The following is a 20,525-nucleotide window of genomic DNA, read 5'->3' as shown; positions in this document are numbered from 1 at the left end:
GACCGGAGAGAGGGGAAGTAGCTCACCCCGTCGTTCCGGGAAAGAGAAAAGGAGGAAAAGTATTTTGAAGAGAAAGAAAGTGTTATCACTGTTGCTGGCTTCGACGATGGCGCTGAGTCTTACCGCATGCGGAGACTCCGGTTCTCAGAAGAAGGCAGAGACGACTGCTGCGACGGAGGCAGAAACCGAAGCGAAGGAGACTGAGGCAGCAGAGACAGAAGCAGCGGAAACCGAAGCGGCAGAGACAGAAGCAGCAGAGACAGAAGCAGCGGAAACCGAAGCAGCAGAGACAGAAGCGGCGGAAACTGAAGCAGAAACGGCAGCGGCAGACCCGTATAAGACAGCGGATGCGGCAACGGCAGATCCGTATAAGAACGCAGACGCAGCAACGGCGGACCCGTATAAGAACGCAGACGCGGCAACGGCAGATCCGTATAAGAACGCAGACGCAGCGACAGCAGATCCGTATAAGAACGCAGATGCGGCGACGGCAGATCCGTATAAGAACGCAGACGCGGCAACAGCAGACCCGTACAAGAATGCAGACGCAGCAACAGCAGATCCGTACAAGAATGCAGACGCGGCGACGGCAGATCCGTATAAGAACGCAGACGCAGCGACAGCAGATCCGTATAAGAACGCAGACGCGGCAACGGCAGATCCGTACAAGAATGCAGATGCGGCAACAGCAGACCCGTATAAGAACGCAGACGCAGCGGCAGACCCGTACAAGAATGCGGACGCAGCGGCAGATCCGTATAAGAATGCCGGCGCAGCAGAGGAAGAGACCGAAGCTGAGACAGAGGCGGCGACAGAAGCGGAAACCGAAGCAGCAACCGAAGCAGAGACCGAGGCGGCTACGGAGGCAGCCACCGAAGCGGAAACAGAGGCAGAAGCTTACGTTCCGGTTCCGGGCGATGACGCAAAATATACCGTTACGGTTACAGACGACAACTGGATCAAGATTGAGAACGAGGATGGCGATACTCTGGGACTGTCCTCCAGCTCCGGCGTAAAGATTATCGAAGAAGATGGCTACGCATTTAAGGATCTCGACCAGGATGGCGAGCTGGACGTATATGAAGACTGGAGAAAGACAGGCGAAGAGCGTGCAGAGGATCTCGTAAGCCAGATGGAAGGCTCCGAGATGGCGGCAATGCTCACACATGGCGGCTGGGGCGATTTCACCACTGAACCGCTTACCGATGAAGACGGCTCCGCAACCTATTTAAGACAGGGCGGCCGCGGCGGCGTTACCCGTAATATCTCTCTTGGCGGCGGCGCACATGCAAAATGGACCAATGAAATCCAGGCAGTAGCTGAGAGCTGCTTATACGGTATCCCGGCTATGATCTCTATCGACCCGGCAAACATTTCCGGTCTGATCGAGACGGTTTCCCTGGCATCTACTATGGATCCGGAGCTGGCGGCTGAGATCGGTGAAGAAACCTCGAAGCAGTACCGCGCGGCAGGCGTTACCGCGCTCCTTGGACCGCAGGTTGATATCGCATCTCCAGTTATGGAACGCGCAGGCGGAACCTACGGCGAGGATCCGCAGCTTACACTGGACATCGCTACCGCTTATGTAAACGCGATGCAGTCCACCTATGATGAAAACGGCGAAGACCTTGGATGGGGCGACGAGTCCGTATACTGCTTCACAAAGCATTACGGCGGCGCAGGCTCTACCGAGGGCGGACGCAACGACCACAGCAATGCGGGACGTTATGCTACGTTCCCAGGCAACAACCTGCAGGCACACCTGATCACCTACTTTGACGGCGTATTTAATCTGCCGGGTCTGACAGGTGCATCGGGTATCATGACAGAATATGCGATCAACGTAGATGCAGACGGCAATCCGTACGGCGGTGAGTGGGCAGGCGCTTACAATCCGTATATGTATGGTCTGCTGGAAGAAGCAGGCTATGACAGTCTGAAGATTACCGACTGGGGCGTATATCAGTTCGCAGGCGTATGGGGTGCAGAATCCCTGGAAGAGCCGGATCGTATCGCTACAAGCTGGGAGAGAGGCGCAAACCTGCTCGGCGGTTACAGTAATGTTGAGAATGCTGTAGCAGCTTACAACATCCTGGTAGAGCGCGACGGACAGGAAGAAGCTGACGAGATCGTTGGACATGCAGCTTACAACTATATTATCGTGATGATGAACCTGGGAATGTTCGATCAGCCGTACAGTGATTCCGCATATGCTGATTCCATCATTTTCAGCGATTCCGCAAACGAGTATGGTCTGGAAACACAGAGACAGTCTGTAGTTATGATTAAGAACGACGGCGTGATCAGCGAGAAGGAAGCTTCCGAAGAAAAACCGACCGTATACGTACCGTACGTTTACAACACAGGCTTCAGCGCAAGCTGGACAACCGGCATCAGCCAGGGGACACCGTCCTGGACACCGGGTATGGATCTGGAAGTTCTCGGCAAGTATTTCAACATCGTAACCGATACACTGGGCGATCCGACCGGCGAGGCGGATGCAGACGGCAACGCGACCTACACGAAGGACGACCTTACACGTGCAACTGAGGAAGAGATTGCAGCGTGCGATTATATCCTGGTTGGCATGAGCAATGCATACAGCGTTTCCTACAATGCGCTTATGACAGGTGCATTCGGCGGCGCTCCGGCTCCGGAAGGAACGGAAGATGAATGGTATCCGGCATCCCTGCAGTATGCTGAGTACACGGCTGACACTGCATGTGAGGTTTCTATCTCCGGTAAGATTCTGGAGGATGGCACGAAGGAAAACCGCTCCTACAAGGGCAAGACTGCTCCGGCGGCGGCAAACTACGGCGACCTGGAAGCACTCCAGTATGCGGATTCTGTAGCAGGTGACATTCCGGTTATCGTATCCATGAAGATGGAACGCGGCATGGTTTGGGATGAAGTAGAGCCGCTGGCAGACGCTATCCTGGTATGCTACAACAAGCAGTACAATGACGTTGTTGCTGAGATCATCCTTGGCCAGACAGAGCCGAACGGTCTCCTTGTATTCCAGCAGCCGGCTTCTATGGAAGTTGTGGAAGCACAGCTTGAGGACGTACCGCGCGACATGGAATGCTATAAAGATGCAGCAGGCAACACCTATGACTTCGCATTCGGTATGAACTGGGCAGGCGTAATCAGCGACGAGCGTACAGAGAAATATTCTGCAGAGCCGCTGACCACCATCCAGAGCCTTGATTATGATGCATACGCTGCTTCCTGGGCAGGAGAAGATGCTGCAGAGGGAACTTCGGAAGCGGAAACAGAAGAAGAAACGACGGAAGCGGAAACAGAGACAGAAGAAGCGGCAACAGAGGCGGAAACGACAGAAGCAGAGACGGAAGAAACAACAGAGGCGGAAACTGCAGAAGCGGAGACGGAAGAAGAGACAACGGAAGCAGAAACCGCGGAAGAAGAAACAACAGAAGCAAAATAATGGATCAGAAAAGAAGTTAAGATGCTTTTCGGATTGCGGGGCTGGATGAGCTCAGCCCTGCAGAAACTCTTCCTTTAGAGTCCGGCAGGGGATTATCCTCTGCCGGATTTTCTATATGTTAAAAACTTACACAAAAAAATTGCCCCTTTTTTTGTCTGGCGGGAGTGACGTACAGGCATGTAGTCTGCGGCGATAATCTGTACAGGGGCTTCTGCCGGGGTCAGCCAGCGTCCTGTGTCCGGCGCAGACACGTTGCTTTCTTGATTTTGCTGCGCCGCCTATCAGACAGCTTTCTCCGCTAACTCGCCTGCGATGCAGGCTCAGACAAGCTTCGAAAGCTGCCGCTATGCTCGCAAAATCTGCAAAAGCTGCCTATTGTCTGCGCTGGACACAGGACGCTGGCTGACCGCACAGTACCGCCCCGCGCGGTATCTGCAGATACTTAGCTTTCACATTTCTGCCATACAAATGGACTGCGGTCAGTGAATTACCTTATAGCGTAATCTGAGATAGGAATTTTCCAGAACGACGCATTCCTGCAATTTCAACACGCATAATTTTGATAATTCGTTTTCCGACAGTAAGGATTTTCCATCGATTAAAGTGGCGGTATCTTTCCCTCCGACTAATACAGGCGCTACAACAATATCAACAAAATCTATCAGCTTTTCACGAAGAAACAGTCCGTTTAATGTACCACCAGTCTGTATTGTTATCCTTTCACAGCCATAGTCTGCTTTGAGCCTGGCAAGAGCGTCCTCTGGCGATAATTCATTTTGGTATATGATATGAAGATTATCCTCTTCCATTTCAAATGCCGGATGATTTTTGTTGGATGTAATCAGAACGAACTGTTTTGATAAAGCACAAAAATAGCGGATACCGTGTTCCGTTAAATGTTTATTATCAATGACAACAAAGGAGACAGGCGTTTTAGCTGGCATATCCGCTGTGTTGACACCGATTTTCGCCTGCACTCTTCCAGAATTAAGTGACCATAAATCTGTTGTCTGCTCAATTTCATAATATTGATGTAACCCCTCTTTCACGCCTGTAATTTTAGGAAAGTCCTTATCCATATCTAAATTATCTGACGCACCAGTGCTGATTTTACCATCAACAGACATTAGCATAAACAAGGTTGTAATTGGTCTGTCCATTTTATTCCTCCATCTTTCGATTTATTCATATGCACATTATATCATGGAAATGAAGATTCTTAAAGGTTCTTAACGATAGCAATATTTTTATCAATAAGCATTTCCACTTTTGCGGCACAATCGGAAACGGAAAATATGATTGGAGAAAGGGCTGGCAGGGGTGCCTGTCAGCCTTACATTGTTTTTTGTCTTTTTATTTGCTTAGCCGATTAAAATTTTCTTTCCCTGGAAGGCGAAGCCGTACCTGCGAATCTTTTCCGGGGGAATTCCACGTGAAATCAATGCTTCGGCATATTTCTTTTCCTCAATCTGCTGCAATGCCGACTGGACCGTTGCATTTAAATCTGGTTCTTCCTGCGCATCGCGCACTTTAAATTCCAGAATGATTGCATCATCTGCCGGATTTTTTGGCTCCAGCATCACATCATATCTTCCAAAACCGCTTTCCCGGTTAGAAGTGATCACATAGCGTTCTCCTAAATCTACCAAAAGTCCTAAAACAAAACCGTGATAGAAACGTTCCGGTTCACTTTCGGCAGAAGGTCTGCTGCCGCTGTCAAAAAAACTGAATGTTGCCATAGCCACCCGGTTCATATATACATTCATCGCTTTCAGGTCATTTTGCAGCAGAGCCTTAACAAAATCATTATAACCACTGTCATAATCTGCAAACCATTCATGTATCATGTTGCAAAACATGCTGCGCACTTCTTTATTCGTTAATTCCAGATAGTAATACACAGTACCTGTTGAGGCAATCTGTTCTGTCTGCACTGCCTTCAGGTATCCGCCTGCCAGAAGCAGACTCCAGATGGCGCTTTCTTTTGCGTGAAGCTGATTATATACGATTTGCTCATCAATCACTTTTTTCAGACAGCCGCCCTTCAGCAATATTTCAAAATCCTGTTTGATATTTTTGCTGCCCTCCCTGAGCAGCTTTCCGACCAGGCTGTTTGAACTGGTATTTGCCCAGTATGCGCCCAGCTTGTGCTCAGCCAGATAATTGATAATAGACCACGGATTATAAATATCCGCTTTGTTACCAAATACAAATCCATCATACCATGCCTTCACTTCCGGCTTTTTGTCAGAAAGTCCGTATTCATCCAGGGCGGAAAATACTTCTGCCTCTGTAAAACCAAAGCAGTCTGCGTACTTTTCAGAGGTTACGGTTATCGCCTTCAGGTTATTTAAATCTGAGAAAATAGATTCTTTGCTGATTCTGGTAATGCCGGTCATAATCGCACGCTCCAGATAGGGATTTCCCTTAAATGTTGCATTGAACAAATTACGTGTAAAAGAAGATAACTCATTCCAGAACCCGTTGACATACGCCTCCTGCATTGGAGTATCGTACTCGTCCAACAAAATCAGCACGTTTTTCCCGTAATATCGATAGAGATAATTTGATAACTGTTGTAACGATAAAGATGCCGCGTAGTCTTCCATATCCGGTGACACTTTTAAAAATTCCTCTTTTTCACTTTCGCTCAGTAAATCACCCTCAAGCAGGAAACTGTATTTACGGTACAGAAGCTGAATTGTTTTACACAGCTTTTTCCTCGTCTCAGAAAAGGAGGTTTCCTTTACATTTGCAAAGCTCAGAAAAATAACCGGATATGTCCCCTGCAGTCTGCGGTATTCTTCCTTTTGCCAGATATACAATCCTTCAAACAAATCGCTGCGATTCTGGTAATCAACAGAAAAGAACTGTTCCAGCATGCTCATCGTCAGTGTCTTTCCAAAGCGTCTCGGACGGGTAATCAATGTTACATCATCCTGTGATTCCCACCATTCCTGTATAAATTTTGTTTTATCTACATAAAAGACATTTCGCTTACGGACTTTTTCAAAATCCTGTAATCCGATTCCTACCGTTCTTGCCATATAATCACCGCCCGTATATGATATCTATTATTGTAAATCATATTTCCGGCATCTTCAATGGGTTTTGTACCCGAATTAGAGTACACTGTCCTGCCGTCGCTAATGTGAACGGAGCGAACAGTAACCTATCGTCGTCAACTATGCATCGTGCACAAAACTGACCTGTTGAATTTGTACAAAATAGACATATGAGGACAGGAATTGAAAAAAGCATAGGACAATTTAGGAAGGAAAACATGCAATTCGTGCAAATAACGCACCATAAATCAAGATGTATGCTATAATTTTTTCATCAAAATCACGAAGGCGTTTCGGGGCGCCGGAGTGAAAAGTAAAAGGAGGAGAAAAAATGGTAAACTTATTGGCAAATCTCTTAGGTCCGATTTTCGGCAGCCTGGGAGTCAGTGAGGCAGATTTGCTCGCCTACCTCACACAACTGCAGGGATACGTGTATTTCATCCTTGCCGCTCTGGTTGTACTGATTGTGGTATTGATCCTTGCATCCAAAGCAAAAAAGGGCTTCAAACACGTAATCCGCTGGGAAGCGGTGATGGCATTCTTTGCTGCGCTGCTCATTACGGTCAATGTAATTTGTTACGGACCGATGTACACAAACGTTTCCGGTTTTCTGAATGCATCAAAAGCAGATCTCTCGGAAGAAACGATTGCACAGAGTAAAGACATCATTAAAAGAATCGGTGAAGAGGGTACGGTTCTTTTGAAGAACAACGGTCTTCTTCCGTTATCTTCTGATGTAAATGCCCTGAACGTATTCGGATGGGATTCCACCAACCCGCTGTTTGGCGGAACAGGCTCCGGTTCCTCGGATGCATCCACCGCAGTCGGTATTCTGCAGTCTCTGCAGGACGCAGGCTATGCAACCAACGAAACACTCACAAAGCTGTATACGGATTACCGCACAGAGCGTCCGACCATCGCGATGTCTTCGCAGGACTGGACGCTGCCGGAACCGACGGTAGACGCTTATACAGATGATATCATGACAGAAGCGAAGGAATTCTCTGATACCGCCGTAATCGTTATCGGACGTTCCGGAGGCGAGGGCGCAGACCTTCCGATGGACATGAACGCCATCATCCACGGCACCTATAATCCGGGTCTGGAGGTTTCTGTTGCTCCGGCAAACTGGTGTTACATGAATGCTTACTACACCAACAACGGCAGCTATGATGATTTTGAGCCGGGCGAATCCTACCTGGAGCTTTCCGTAACCGAGGAACAGCTTGTCGAAAAGGTTTGCTCCGAGTTCGACAATGTTATTGTCATCATCAATGCGAACAATACGATGGAGCTTGGCTGGGTAGACGAGTATGAACAGATCGGCGCCGTTCTTCTGGCTCCGGGCGCAGGCAACACCGGATTTGCAGCGCTTGGTGAGATCATCAACGGTTCCGTGAACCCGTCCGGTAAGACTACCGATACCTTTGTAAAGGATCTGATGGAGACACCGTACATCAACAACATCGGCAATATGCCGTACAACAATGTGGAGGATCTGAAACAGCAGATCGCTGCTGCGGACGCTTCCTACGAAGGAAACATTGCATTTGCAAACTATGTAGAAGGTATCTATGTCGGATACAAGTTCTACGAGACAGCAGCAGAAGAGGGCTTCTTAAAATATGAAGATTACGTGCAGTATCCGTTCGGCTACGGCTTAAGCTTCACCACCTTTGAGAAGACTATCGAAAACTTTGCGGACAACGGCGACAGCATCTCCTTTGATGTAGTCGTAACCAACACCGGCGACGTTGCAGGCAAAGATGTTGCAGAAATTTACTTCACACCGCCTTACACGAATGGCGGCATTGAAAAGGCTTCTGTAAACCTTGTTCAGTTTGAAAAGACCGGTGTGCTCGAACCGGGCGCATCCGAGACGCTCTCCTTTGAAATCGCAAAGGAAGACCTTGCTTCCTACGATTCCGAGGGCATCAAGATCCAGGGCGGCGGCTACATCCTGGAAGAGGGCGATTATGTGATTTCCGTTCGCTCTGATTCACACACCGTAGATGCAGAGGAGACCTTCACGGTTGACGCTGACATCGACTACAGCACAGAGGGACGCGCAGGCGACGCTGTGGCGGCAACCAATCAGTTTGAGGATTACTCCCGCGGCGATTTCGTACAGCTCTCCCGTGCAGACAAATTTGCAAACTATGACGAAGCGTGCGGTCCGCTGAAGGACGAGCAGTTTGTGATGTCCGATGAGACGCGCGCAGCCGTAGAGGAATATGCTTTTGGCACCTATGACGGCACAAAGTATAACAACGATGAAGATGTAATGCCGACGCTCGGCGCGGATAACGGTCTGACCCTGTTTGATTTGAAGGGTGCACCGTATGACGATGCGAAGTGGGAGCAGCTTCTTGACCAGCTTACTTTTGATGATATGTCCATGATGATCAATGTGGGCGGATGGCAGACGGTTGCTATCGATTCCGTTGGCAAGGTGGCGACCTCCGACTGTGATGGTCCTGCAGGTTTAAGTAACTTCATCACTGGTTCCTATGGTACCGCTTATCCGTCTGAGGTTCTGCTTGCGCAGACCTGGAACAAGCAGCTTGCTTATGAAGTGGGACAGGCTATGGGACAGGAATATGCAGACGCAAACAACTACGGCTGGTATGGACCGGCTATGAACACGCACCGCTCCGCATTTGCAGGACGTAACTTCGAGTATTATTCCGAGGATGGCGTTCTGGCAGGCTATCTGGCGGCGAACCAGGTAAACGGCGCGGCAGAAAAAGGCGTATACGCTTACATCAAGCACTTTGCAGTAAATGACCAGGAAACGAACCGCTGCTCCTTCCTGCTGACCTATGCATCCGAGCAGGCGATTCGTGAGATTTACCTGAAACCGTTTGAGATCTGCGTGAAGGGCTTCACCGGAAACAGCCAGGCGTGCATGTCCTCCTTCAACTGGATCGGAACGATTCCGAGCTGCGGCAACCCGTATCTGCTCAACAACGTTCTGCGCGGTGAGTGGGGCTTTGAGGGCATGGTAATCACCGACTACGACGGTTCCTACGGCTACATGATTTCCGACCACTGTGTACGTTCCGGCAACGATCTGATGCTTGGCTTTGCAAGCGCAGCGTCCAACCAGTTCACAGACCAGAGCGCAACAGCGACTCTTGCAATGCGCCAGGCTTGTAAGAACATCATGTACACCATCGTAAACAGCGGCTATTATGCAGGCGACACCAACCCGGTAGGCGGCATGACAAATATGGATAAGCTGTTCGTTATGGTTGACGTTATCGGCGGCGTGATTATCGTGGGCATCGCGGTTCTCGTACTGGTACGTTATCTGCTGAAGAAAAAGAAAAAAGCATCTGTTGAGTAAATAAAAATAAGACATGAATTCTGCGGAAAGGGATTGCGGCGAAAAGCCGGGTCCCTTTCCATAAAAAGAAAAGAAGGTGAAAAGTTGGATATCAAAAAAATGGTCCGGGATATGACCCTGGAGGAAAAATGCTATCTGCTTTCCGGTAAGGATTTCTGGCAGACCAGAAGCGTGGAGCGTGTGGGTATCCCGTCCATCTTTCTGTCGGACGGCCCTCACGGCGTGCGTAAGCAGGCGGGAGCGTCGGACCAGCTTGGACTGAACGCCAGCGTACCGGCAACCTGCTACCCGACGGCGGCGACGATGGCGAATAGCTGGGATGAGAATCTGGCGGAGGAAATGGCGCGCTCTCTCGGAGAGGAAGCACTCGCCCAGGAGGTAAATGTCCTGCTCGGACCGGGACTGAATATTAAGAGAAGCCCGCTTTGCGGACGTAATTTTGAGTATTTTTCGGAAGACCCCTATCTGGCGGGGAAAATGGCGGCGGCTTACGTAAAGGGCATCCAGGCGTCCGGTTCCTCAGCATGTCCGAAGCATTTTGCGGCGAACAGTCAGGAGCTGCGCCGCATGGCAAGCGATTCGATCGTGGATGAACGGACCCTGCGTGAAATTTATCTGACCGGCTTTGAAATTGCGGTGCGGGAAGCGCATCCGAAGGCAATTATGTCTTCCTACAACCGGGTAAACGGGGAGTATGCAAACGAAAACAAACATCTTCTGCGCGACATTCTTGTGGACGAGTGGGGATTTGATGGATTTGTGGTATCCGACTGGGGCGGGTCGAACGACCACGTAAAGGGTGTGGAGAATGGCTCCCATCTGGAAATGCCGACGACCGGAGGGGACAGCGATGAAGAGCTGATTGCGGCAGTAAAGAGCGGCAGGATACCGGAAGCCGCGGTAAATGAGCGCGTGGAGGAGCTGGTAAAGGTCATCATGCAGCTGGCACCGGCAACACAGGCGGCAAAAGGAAAAGTATTTGATGTGGAAGCACATCATGCAATGGCACAGAAAGCAGCGGAGGGCAGTATTGTCCTTCTGAAAAATAAAAATGGTATGCTGCCGCTGGCGAAGGGCACAAAGGTGGCGGTAATCGGAGATTTTGCACAGAAGCCGCGCTACCAGGGCGCAGGCTCCTCAGTGGTAAATCCGACGAAGCTGGAGAGCACGCTGGATGTCATCAAAGATTCGGGTCTGGTAATGACAGGCTTTGCGCCGGGTTATGTGCGCACCGGTGAGGCAAACGATGTGATGAAGCAGGAGGCGGTGCGTCTGGCGAAGGAAAACGAGACCGTACTGTTGTACATCGGACTGGACGAGGTGAGCGAGGCGGAGGGTCTGGACCGCTCCCATATGCGTCTGCCGAAGAACCAGGAGGAGCTGCTGAAAGCCCTTCTGAAGGTAAATCCCAATATCATCGTCGTGCTCAGTGCAGGTTCTCCTGTGGAAATGCCGTGGGCGGACGAGGTTCCGGCGATTATCCACGGATATCTTTCCGGACAGGCGGGAGCGCCTGCGATGCTCAAAGCCATCACCGGTCAGATTAATCCGAGCGGCAAGCTGGCGGAGACGTATCCGTATAAATACGAGGACACACCGGCGTACAGCTATTTCCCAAGCAAAGAGCGCAGCAGCGAGTACCGCGAGGGTCTGTATGTGGGCTACCGTTATTATGCGACGACGGGCGTGAAGGTGCGCTATCCGTTCGGATACGGATTGTCCTACACGACATTTGCTTACTCTGACATTACGGCGACAGATAAGAGCGTTACCTTTACTGTGAAGAATACCGGCGGCGTGGACGGCGCAGAAGCCGCGCAGGTCTACGTGGCGGCAAAGGGCGGGAAGGTATTCCGTCCGGCGCTGGAGCTGAAGGGTTTTACAAAGGTATTTTTAAAGGCGGGCGAGAGCAGAACCGTGACCGTGCCGCTGGATGACAAGGCGTTCCGCTACTTTAACGTAAAGACGAACCGCTGGGAAGTGGAGAGCGGCGAATATGAGATCCTTGTCGGAGCCTCCAGTGCGGATATCCGTCTGCGCGCGACTGTTTCTGTGAAGGGAACAGAGGCGGCGTGCCCGTATGATAAGGAAAAGCTTGCGGATTATTACAGTGGAAATATCTGCAAGGTGCCGGATGCGGAATATGAGGCGCTGCTTGGGCACGCTATTCCGGACGGAAGCTGGCGGACCGACGGGCTGCTGGATGTAAATGACGCTATCTGTCAGATGTATTACGCAAAGAGCGCCCCGGCAAGACTTGTGTGGAAGATCATGACCAACATGAAGAACAAGAGCGAGGCGAAGGGCAAGCCGGATCTGAACATTCTGTTCATATACAATATGCCGTTCCGCGGAATTGGCAAGATGGCAGGCGGCATGTGCAGCCAGGAAATGGTCGGCGGCATCATGCAGATTGTCAACGGTCATTTCTTCAAAGGGCTTGGTAAAGTAATCAGCGGCTTCTTCCGTCAGCGGAAGGTTATGAAAAAAGCAAATGACATGAAGTGATGCCAGGGGGTGAGAAGTGCTGGGACTGTCGTGCTTGCACGAAACAGAATCCAGTACTTTTGAATCCGCAGGCATCACATAAACAACATATATAAGGAGAGGGTAAACATATGAATGCTTTAAAATCCTGGTGGGGAAATTTTGCCGATAAACACCCGTCGGCAGCGAAGTGGGTGCGTGAAGGCGGTCTTTTCCTCATCTTCAGTAACCTGGTAACGGTTGTCCAGTATATCATCTATGCGTTCCTGCCGAATCTGCTCGGTCTGGAGCTGGCAGGAACGGAATGGAGCTGGCCGGCGCTTCCGGTAAGCCTGTTCGGAATTGATTTTACATGGAATGCGCTCGGCTATGATGTCCTGTACAACGAAGCCGGAGAGGTAATCATTGGCGGCGGTCTCGGCTACTTTATCGCCATGCTGGTAGGTTCCTTCCTCGCGCAGTGCATCAATTTCCCGCTGCAGAGGAACATTACTTTCCGCAGTCACGGAAACATTCCCTGGCAGATTATGTGGTATGTGATTGCCTGGGCAGTGATCACGGTAGTGGTAAACTCCATCAACTGCGTGTGGGTGGCGGTTGCAAGCCAGCTTCTTCCGGGATGGCTGTACAACATCGGAACCACGGTACTGATGGGCGGTATATCGATGGTCATATTCTTCTTTGTCTTCAAAATCATATTCCCGGAGGGGGAAGCGAAGAAATAACAGGAAGTAAAGAAAGGCGGTCCGGCACGTTATATCCGCGTCCGGATTTGCCGCATGGCCGGGCAGAGACAAAAACGGATAGCAGAAAAGGCAGATGTCACATATGTGATGTCTGTTTTTTCAATATATTGATTTTTGGGGCGCGTGTGATAAGATAGTAAGTAAGAAAATAAGCAAGAAAATAAGCAAGATAATAAGCAAGAAGGAGGCTGGACAATGAAGAAGGAGCATTTTACGTATCATTCCAGTGATAATGTGACAGAGATTCACGCCATCCGCTGGATTCCGGAGGGAAAGGTGCGCGCGGTACTGCAGATTTCCCACGGTATGGTGGAGTTTATCGACCGCTACGATGAATTTGCGGCGTACCTGGCGGAACGGGGAATCCTGGTGACGGGCAACGACCATCTGGGGCATGGTGATTCGGTGCGGTCTGAGGAATATTATGGCTATTTTGCGGATAAGGACGGCAACAAGACGCTTTTACGGGACATTCACAGACTGCGCAGGCTGACGCAGAAAAGATATCCGGACGCCCCATATTTCCTGCTCGGACACAGCATGGGCTCTTTTCTGGTGAGGCAGTACCTCTGCATTCACGGAGAAGGGCTTGCGGGTGCGGTGATTATGGGGACAGGCTGGCAGCCGCGCATTGCCACGCAGTTTGGAATGGTGCTTACCACGGCGATGGCAAAGGTTCTCGGCTGGAATTACCGCAGTTTTCTGGTGGATGCGATGGCGTTCGGCGGCTATAACCGGAAATTCGGAAAGCTAAGCGGCAAGGCATGGCTGAGCCGGAACGAGGAAAACGTGAATACATACATGAAGGAAAAGCTTTGCAACTTCCGTTTTACCTTAAATGGCTATTACAATTTGTTTTACAGCATTTATACACTGAGTTTTGAAAATTTTCTGGACGGGATGCCGCGCAGCCTGCCGGTGCTGTTTGTCTCCGGCGACGATGATCCGGTAGGGCAGTTTGGCAGGGGCGTCAGAAAGGTATATAAACAATTCCTAAGGATGGGGATGACGAACGTAAAATGCAGGCTTTACCCGCAGGACCGCCATGAAATTTTAAATGAAACAGACAGAGAGGATGTCTACGGGGATATTTATTACTGGATGACAGAAATTTTTGTATCCGGCGGAGCCGGGCAGGCAAAGGGATGATGGACTGGCGGCGGATGCCGGACAAAAGAGCGGGGACCAACGAAAAGCGGATGAAAGACTGAGGGTTTGCGCCGGATAAGCTGAGGGTTTATGCCGGATGGGAGCACGGGATTTTGCTGTGATGATAGAATAAACAGAGGGCGGCAGGGAGATTCGGATAAAACTCCCTGCCGCATAATTAATCCTGGGATGTCTGCGAATCTCCGGTGCAACACACCACCGGTTTTGACAGCATACCCGGACATTTAATTTTCAGCCGTATCAGAACCCTCATCTGTCAGCGCTTCGCTGCTGTTTTCATCAACCTCCGGAACGGAAAATTCTTCATCCGGTACAGGCTCTTCGTCATCCTGCGGAATATATTTATCAAAAATCCGCACCAGGAACCAGGAATTTGCCAGTGCGATGGTGGCGAATCCAAGCAGAATCCAGACCAGGATACCGTAAGAAATCGTCCAGCTGTTAATGAACGTGACCAGCACAGCGGCTACCGTGATGACAATCATGATAAGCGTCTGCGGCAGATGACGGATAGACATCAGGAGCGCATTTTTCACAGTGTTTTTGATAGAGTTATAAAACTTTGACTGCAGCGGAAACAGGTAGGTGAGAATCAGCGCCAGAAATACTGCTACAATCGTCAGCCCTATCAGCATTGCCTGCTTCAGCGTTCCATCCATAACGCTCACAATACGGTAATCGAAGAAAAGCAGTACAAACAGCGCAAGCATAACCAGCCACATAATCGTGGACTGCTTGAAATTCTGCTTAAAGGACCGGAAATAGCTGCGCACGATATAGGATTCCTCATTGCGCACCATTTTCAGCGTCACGTAATAAAGAGCCGTCCAGGCGGCGCCGATTGTAACAATAGGAATGCATGTTATGATAAAAATGATGTTTAAAATCATCAAATCTGCAATCCTGGACAAAACCTGGAAAAAACCGTTGTCCATGTTAAAAAAACGATTCATGATATCACCTCGGAAAAATTTTTAGATATAAATAACAGTATAGCGAATTTTATCGAAAAGTGCAATCCCTAAAGAACTGTGTTTTTATAAAATAAATATAATTTGATTGCAGGGTTTTGCGACACCTTTGCTGTTTTTTTACGATTTATTATATAAGCCGGGAAAATGGACAGGAAGCATTTGCCGGGCGGATAGTGTTGACAGGGCGGAAAGGAGGAAGATATGGAGGATATTCAGATAGTGGATCTTTTCTTTCAGAGAGATGAGAAGGCGGTAGAAGAACTGAGCGCGAAGTATCATGCTTACTGCACGAAGATTGCGTGGAATCTGCTGGGCAGCAGAAGGAGCCGGTACGCAAAAAAGATGGCACGGCAAAAAGACGCGTGGATTTTTCAGAGGAGAGGGGGATATTATGAACAGAAAGCATTTTGAACTGCTGGAGGCGCTGCAGTGTGCGGACGATACATTTGTTGAGACGGCGGGGCAGCCGTGGAACGGAAAAAAGAAGCGTATCCTGGAAAGCGCCGGTGTGCGCGCGGCGTGTATGCTGCTGGTAGCGGCGGCGGGGCTCGGCGGAATTTTCCATGAACAGGTGGCGGCGGCAATCAGCAGCTTTACCACACAGATTGCCCGGTGGCTGGGAAATGAAAATGACCTGCGTCCCTATACGGAGGTGATAAATGAGAAACAGACAGAGAATGGCGTCACAATGACACTGAGAGAGGTTCTGATTGATGCCAGCAGCATCAACGCCGCCATAGACGTTTCCTGGGAGGACGGCGTTGTGACGGGGCGGCCCTGGGTGTACTATGGCGCAATTTATGTGAACGGAGAATATGTCGATACCCTGATGCTGCGCAGCTATGAAATGGAAGCAGAAGGGCAGTATGTGCTGTCTGCTCCCTATCAGGAGGGCGCGGTTCCGCAGGAGATAGAAAATGCGGAGCTGATGATACGCTTTGTCCAGACGCAGGAGGACAATACCATTGACGGAATCGCTGATTTCGACTTCGCTTTTGAAACCTCTGGAGAAAATATCAGAGAGCAGATAATGACTCTGCCGGTTGACCGGACGCTGAAAACGGAGGATGGAATTGTTTTCCATGTGCAGGACATTGCCTATACAGAAGCTTCAGCGCGCGTTCATGTGCAGATGGAGGGAGATCCGCGCACTTTCTATGGCGAGGGAGAGGAGCGCTACAGTGAGATTTATTACCGGCTGGATATGACGGACGATAAGGGAAACCGGATGCTGTTTGAAGCGGTTGACTATGATGAGAAAACGGGTGCTCTGGTTCTGGACTGCGCATACGGCACACCGACGGTGGATACGGCGGAATATCTGGACATTGAGCTGGCAGAGTATTCCACAGTACCGGTATCCGCGATAGGCGAAGAACCCTCCGGGGAAGAAATTGCAGAGCAATTCCCGGACGGTCTGTCAAAGATACTGGACGAGACGCGGCTGCCGCTGAAAACAGAGTGAGCAGTGGCGCTGCCGGAGAAATAGTATTTGACAGGAAAAGCGGTCTGCTATAAAATAAATTTATGCAAAGGGGCAAACTTCTGAGAAAGGTTTGCCCTTTTTTTTAAAATGTGCTATACTATCCGCAAATTAGTAACTATCAGGAGAACAGCACATGAATAAATTACAGGCAGCACAGATGGAAACGCTGGTTGCGTCCCTGCTGGAGAGCTATGAGGAGCATTCGGTTATCAGCAATATCGATTCAGATAACCGGCTCAACCGGGAAATGATTATCCAGATATGCGAAATGGTGCGACAGGTACTGTTTCCGGGATATTTCGAGGATAAGAAGCTGAAAAGCGGCACCGTGCGGTATCATGTCGGGGAACTGCTGGAAAATATCGAATATGAGCTGACGAAGCAGGTGGGTAAGGCGATGGAATGCGCCGGTGCGCAGGCGGAATGCGAATGCCGATGCCGGGCGGAGGAAATTGTGCAGAGCTTTTTGTACAGACTGCCGTGGCTGCGTGAAATGCTGGCGAAGGATGTACAGGCGGCATACGACGGCGACCCGGCGGCGTTTAATACGGATGAGGTCATTTTCTCCTATCCGGGCGTCTTTGCCATCACTGTCAACCGCATTGCGCATGAGCTTCATGTTCTGGGCGTTCCGATGATTCCGAGAATCATGACGGAGTATGCGCACAATCTTACCGGCATCGATATCCATCCGGGGGCGACAATCGGGGAATATTTCTTTATCGACCACGGAACCGGCGTGGTCGTTGGAGAAACGACCGTTATTGGCAAAAATGTCAAGCTTTATCAGGGCGTGACCCTGGGCGCGCTCTCTACAAGAGGCGGGCAGACCCTGCGGGGCGTCAAGCGTCATCCGACACTCATGGACAATGTCACGGTATATTCCGGCGCCTCTATTCTGGGAGGAGACACCGTTATCGGGGAGGGCGCCGTGATCGGAAGTAACGCGTTCATCACCTCGTCCGTGCCGGACCATACCAGGGTGAGCATCAAAAACCCGGAGCTGCAGTTTAAGGTACGCGGAAGTGTACAGACGCAGGAGCTGGGACAGGAAGGATTTTTCAACCGCAAAGAAAACGACTGACATGCAGACGTCTCCGGAAGGTGCAGCCGTCTGCGGGAAAAGGAGGCTTATGTATGAGCGAAGAAAGAAAAAAACAGGAACAGAGCGAACAGGAAAAAGAGGCGTTAAAGGAAACTGCGGCTACAAAGCTCAGCCCGACCTGGGCGCAGGAGTGCATTGAGGATATCGACGACTGGATCGAGTCGCAGGGAATCTATTTAAGGCAATGAATGCCGCCGCATTCCGGAAGTGCAGAGCACGGGAAACGGACGGAGGCTTCATGGGGCATATATAACTGCCCTTATCATAAACTTTAGGAGGAGAATGAAAAAATGGCAGCGTACAAGGATTTAAGCAAGGAAGAATTACTGAAGGAAAAGAAAGTACTCACGAAGAAATTTGACCAGATTAAAGCGCAGAATCTGCATCTGGATATGTCCAGGGGAAAACCCTCCGCAGCGCAGCTTGACCTGGCGATGGGTATGATGGACGTTTTAAACAGCACTTCCAACTTAAAATGTAAAGCGGGCGTAGACTGCAGAAACTACGGCGTTCTGGACGGTATTCCGGAAGCGCAGGAGCTTCTTGCGGATATGACGGAGGTTCCGGCAAACCAGATTATTATTTACGGAAACTCCAGCTTGAACATTATGTTTGATACCGTTGCACGCTCCATGACGCACGGCGTAATGGGAAGCACGCCGTGGTGCAAGCTGGATAAAGTAAAATTCCTCTGCCCGGTACCGGGATACGACAGACATTTCGCCATCACGGAGTATTTTGGAATCGAGATGGTAAATATTCCGATGACGCCGGACGGACCGGATATGGATATGGTTGAGGAATACGTAAACAACGACGAGTCTGTAAAGGGTATCTGGTGCGTGCCGAAGTATTCCAACCCGCAGGGCATCACCTATTCCGATGAGACCGTGCGCCGTTTTGCGCGACTGAAACCGGCGGCGGAGGACTTCCGTATTTACTGGGATAACGCCTATGGCATCCATCACTTATATGAGGATAAGCAGGACCATCTGATCGAGATTCTCATGGAGTGCAAAAAAGAGGGCAATCCGGATATGGTATACAAATTCTGCTCCACCTCCAAGGTAAGCTTTCCGGGCTCCGGTGTGGCGGCAATCGCAGCGTCACCGGCAAACCTGGAGGACATCCGCAAGCAGATGCGCATCCAGACCATCGGTCATGACAAGCTGAACCAGCTCCGTCATGTGCGTTTCTTTAAGGACATCCACGGAATGGTAAGCCATATGAAGAAGCATGCGGAAATTATGCGCCCCAAGTTCGAGGCGGTGCTGAACGTGCTGGACAAAGAGCTGGGCGATCTGGAAATCGGAAGCTGGATCCGTCCGCGCGGCGGCTACTTTATCTCCTTTGACGCGCTGCCGGGCTGTGCAAAGGCAATCGTGGCAAAAGCTAAAGAGGCGGGACTTGTTATGACGGAAGCGGGCGCTACCTATCCGTACGGAAAAGACCCGCAGGACAGCAATATCCGTATCGCACCGTCTTATCCGACGCCGGAGGAGCTGGCAATCGCATCGGAGATTTTCGTGCTCAGCGTGAAGCTGGTAAGCATCGACAAGATTCTGGAGAGTAAATAAAATCATAATGAATTTTTAAGATAAAGGAAGTGATGATACACTTGTATTATGACTTCCTTTTAGGTATACTTTAAAGGGAGGCGAGGTTAAAGGAATGAAGATTGTGGTACTGGCAGGGGGGACCAGCACGGAGCGCGATGTTTCCATTGTGTCCGGGACAAAGGTCTGTGAAGCGCTGCGCAGCAGAGGACATCTGGCGATTCTGCTGGACGTATTCTGCGGAAAGGAAGGACTGCAGGCGGAAACGGCGTTTGCAGAGGAATATGATGTGGAGCGCGAGGCGGCGTACATAAGAAGCTTTAACGATTCTATCGAAAAGATAAAGGCAGAGCGGCGGGAGTTTTTCGGACCGGGGGTTCTGGAGACATGCAGAGCGGCGGACACAGTATTTCTGGCGCTGCACGGAACCTGCGGCGAGGACGGCAGGATACAGGCGGCATTCGATTTACTTGGCATTACCTACACCGGCAGCGGCTATCTTGGCAGCGCGCTGGCGATGGATAAAACAATTACAAAGCAGCTTTTCCGGGAAAACGGCGTGCCGGCGCCGGCGGGCGTGATTGTGAGAAAAACAGATTCGCCTAAAAGCGCGGCGGAGCTTGGCATGGAGCTGCCATGTGTGGTAAAGACAGCGTGCGGCGGTTCCAGCGTCGGCGTTTATATCGTACATACGGAGGAGGAATTCTCCGAGGCGGTAAAAAATGGCTTCTCTTATGAAGATAAGCTGATTGTGGAGCAGTACATCAGAGGGCAGGAGTACACCGTGGGCGTGATAGACGGAAAAGCCTATCCGATTGTGGAAATCAGTCCGATTGCCGGCTTTTACGACTATAAAAACAAATATCAGGCGGGAAGCACGATTGAGACATGTCCGGCGCCGCTGAGTGCTGAACTGACGCAGAAGATGCAGGAAATTGCCCTGAAAGCGTATGATACGCTCCGCCTGGAGAGCTATGCGCGCATGGATTTCATGATGGATGAAGACGGCGGAATCTACTGCCTGGAGGCAAATACCCTTCCGGGCATGACTCCGACCAGTCTGCTCCCGCAGGAAGCGGCGGCGGTCGGAATGAACTTTGCTGATTTGTGCGAAAAGCTGATAGAGGTATCAAAGAGGTAGT

The 20,525-nt window shown here is 50.4% G+C and carries 14 protein-coding genes; 11 read left to right on the top strand and 3 right to left on the bottom strand.

Features of this window, described 5'->3' with window-relative positions; genetic code table 11:
* The first annotated feature begins 64 nt into the window (after positions 1-64).
* Positions 65-3,445 carry a glycoside hydrolase family 3 N-terminal domain-containing protein gene (locus NQ534_RS07185; protein WP_050778365.1) on the top strand — a complete coding sequence of 1,127 codons (3,381 nt, stop codon included), beginning with the start codon at positions 65-67 and terminating at the stop codon, positions 3,443-3,445.
* Between the two features lie 479 nt (positions 3,446-3,924).
* Here NQ534_RS07185 and NQ534_RS07180 read toward each other — a convergent pair whose 3' ends face one another.
* The gene (locus tag NQ534_RS07180; protein ID WP_006863622.1) at positions 3,925-4,605 is read right to left on the bottom strand and encodes a dihydrofolate reductase family protein; all 681 of its coding nucleotides are present in this window, start codon (positions 4,603-4,605) and stop codon (positions 3,925-3,927) included.
* Positions 4,606-4,806: 201 nt separating this feature from the next.
* Positions 4,807-6,492 carry an AAA family ATPase gene (locus NQ534_RS07175; RefSeq protein WP_006863623.1) on the bottom strand — a complete coding sequence of 562 codons (1,686 nt, stop codon included), beginning with the start codon at positions 6,490-6,492 and terminating at the stop codon, positions 4,807-4,809.
* Between the two features lie 349 nt (positions 6,493-6,841).
* Between NQ534_RS07175 and NQ534_RS07170 the strand changes: the two genes are divergently transcribed.
* The 4 genes from NQ534_RS07170 (at position 6,842) to NQ534_RS07155 (ending at position 14,241) form a co-directional block, all read left to right on the top strand.
* A complete protein-coding gene (locus NQ534_RS07170; protein ID WP_006863624.1) occupies positions 6,842-9,859 on the top strand; it encodes a beta-glucosidase in 3,018 nt (1,005 codons plus the stop codon).
* 99 nt (positions 9,860-9,958) lie between these two features.
* Complete coding sequence (locus NQ534_RS07165) at positions 9,959-12,367, top strand: glycoside hydrolase family 3 C-terminal domain-containing protein (RefSeq protein ID WP_040784796.1); 2,409 nt, start codon at positions 9,959-9,961, stop codon at positions 12,365-12,367.
* A 110-nt stretch (positions 12,368-12,477) separates the two neighbouring features.
* Positions 12,478-13,071, top strand: a complete 594-nt coding sequence (locus tag NQ534_RS07160; RefSeq protein WP_006863626.1) for a hypothetical protein — start codon at positions 12,478-12,480, stop codon at positions 13,069-13,071.
* Between the two features lie 216 nt (positions 13,072-13,287).
* Positions 13,288-14,241: an alpha/beta hydrolase gene (locus NQ534_RS07155; RefSeq protein ID WP_006863627.1), complete on the top strand. Its 954-nt coding sequence runs from the start codon at positions 13,288-13,290 to the stop codon at positions 14,239-14,241.
* A 245-nt stretch (positions 14,242-14,486) separates the two neighbouring features.
* Here NQ534_RS07155 and NQ534_RS07150 read toward each other — a convergent pair whose 3' ends face one another.
* Entirely contained in the window at positions 14,487-15,215 is a 729-nt protein-coding gene (locus NQ534_RS07150; RefSeq protein ID WP_006863630.1) for a YesL family protein, read from the bottom strand.
* A gap of 222 nt (positions 15,216-15,437) precedes the next feature.
* On the opposite strand from NQ534_RS07150, the gene NQ534_RS07145 reads away from it, so the two are divergent.
* From NQ534_RS07145 to NQ534_RS07120, 6 genes are all read left to right on the top strand, one after another.
* Complete coding sequence (locus NQ534_RS07145) at positions 15,438-15,647, top strand: hypothetical protein (RefSeq protein WP_006863631.1); 210 nt, start codon at positions 15,438-15,440, stop codon at positions 15,645-15,647.
* Positions 15,628-16,701 carry a DUF4179 domain-containing protein gene (locus NQ534_RS07140; RefSeq protein ID WP_006863632.1) on the top strand — a complete coding sequence of 358 codons (1,074 nt, stop codon included), beginning with the start codon at positions 15,628-15,630 and terminating at the stop codon, positions 16,699-16,701. The genes NQ534_RS07145 and NQ534_RS07140 overlap by 20 nt, the downstream gene beginning before the upstream one ends.
* A 154-nt stretch (positions 16,702-16,855) precedes the next feature.
* Positions 16,856-17,806 (top strand): serine O-acetyltransferase, encoded by a 951-nt coding sequence (locus NQ534_RS07135; RefSeq protein WP_006863633.1) that lies wholly within the window; start codon positions 16,856-16,858, stop codon positions 17,804-17,806.
* Between the two features lie 53 nt (positions 17,807-17,859).
* Positions 17,860-18,015: a hypothetical protein gene (locus NQ534_RS07130; protein ID WP_006863634.1), complete on the top strand. Its 156-nt coding sequence runs from the start codon at positions 17,860-17,862 to the stop codon at positions 18,013-18,015.
* Positions 18,016-18,117: 102 nt separating this feature from the next.
* On the top strand, positions 18,118-19,404 hold the full coding sequence (locus tag NQ534_RS07125; protein ID WP_006863635.1) for an aspartate aminotransferase type Ic: 1,287 nt from the start codon (positions 18,118-18,120) through the stop codon (positions 19,402-19,404).
* 94 nt (positions 19,405-19,498) lie between these two features.
* On the top strand, positions 19,499-20,524 hold the full coding sequence (locus NQ534_RS07120) for a D-alanine--D-alanine ligase family protein (RefSeq protein ID WP_006863636.1): 1,026 nt from the start codon (positions 19,499-19,501) through the stop codon (positions 20,522-20,524).
* The last annotated feature ends 1 nt before the right edge of the window (position 20,525 follow it).

It is taken from the genome of Marvinbryantia formatexigens DSM 14469 (assembly GCF_025148285.1).
Taxonomy (GTDB): domain Bacteria; phylum Bacillota; class Clostridia; order Lachnospirales; family Lachnospiraceae; genus Marvinbryantia; species Marvinbryantia formatexigens.
The sequence above is the reverse complement of the archived record's forward strand: the minus strand, read 5'-3'. Positions and strand labels throughout refer to the sequence as shown.

Excerpts from the sequence above, each read along its gene's own strand:
- NQ534_RS07180 (WP_006863622.1), bottom strand. The coding sequence starts at position 4,605 with ATGGACAGACCAATTACAACCTTGTTTATGCTAATGTCTGTTGATGGT.
- NQ534_RS07175 (WP_006863623.1), bottom strand. The coding sequence starts at position 6,492 with ATGGCAAGAACGGTAGGAATCGGATTACAGGATTTTGAAAAAGTCCGT.
- NQ534_RS07170 (WP_006863624.1), top strand. The coding sequence starts at position 6,842 with ATGGTAAACTTATTGGCAAATCTCTTAGGTCCGATTTTCGGCAGCCTG.
- NQ534_RS07165 (WP_040784796.1), top strand. The coding sequence starts at position 9,959 with ATGGTCCGGGATATGACCCTGGAGGAAAAATGCTATCTGCTTTCCGGT.
- NQ534_RS07160 (WP_006863626.1), top strand. The coding sequence starts at position 12,478 with ATGAATGCTTTAAAATCCTGGTGGGGAAATTTTGCCGATAAACACCCG.
- NQ534_RS07155 (WP_006863627.1), top strand. The coding sequence starts at position 13,288 with ATGAAGAAGGAGCATTTTACGTATCATTCCAGTGATAATGTGACAGAG.
- NQ534_RS07150 (WP_006863630.1), bottom strand. The coding sequence starts at position 15,215 with ATGAATCGTTTTTTTAACATGGACAACGGTTTTTTCCAGGTTTTGTCC.
- NQ534_RS07145 (WP_006863631.1), top strand. The coding sequence starts at position 15,438 with ATGGAGGATATTCAGATAGTGGATCTTTTCTTTCAGAGAGATGAGAAG.
- NQ534_RS07140 (WP_006863632.1), top strand. The coding sequence starts at position 15,628 with ATGAACAGAAAGCATTTTGAACTGCTGGAGGCGCTGCAGTGTGCGGAC.
- NQ534_RS07135 (WP_006863633.1), top strand. The coding sequence starts at position 16,856 with ATGAATAAATTACAGGCAGCACAGATGGAAACGCTGGTTGCGTCCCTG.
- NQ534_RS07130 (WP_006863634.1), top strand. The coding sequence starts at position 17,860 with ATGAGCGAAGAAAGAAAAAAACAGGAACAGAGCGAACAGGAAAAAGAG.
- NQ534_RS07125 (WP_006863635.1), top strand. The coding sequence starts at position 18,118 with ATGGCAGCGTACAAGGATTTAAGCAAGGAAGAATTACTGAAGGAAAAG.
- NQ534_RS07120 (WP_006863636.1), top strand. The coding sequence starts at position 19,499 with ATGAAGATTGTGGTACTGGCAGGGGGGACCAGCACGGAGCGCGATGTT.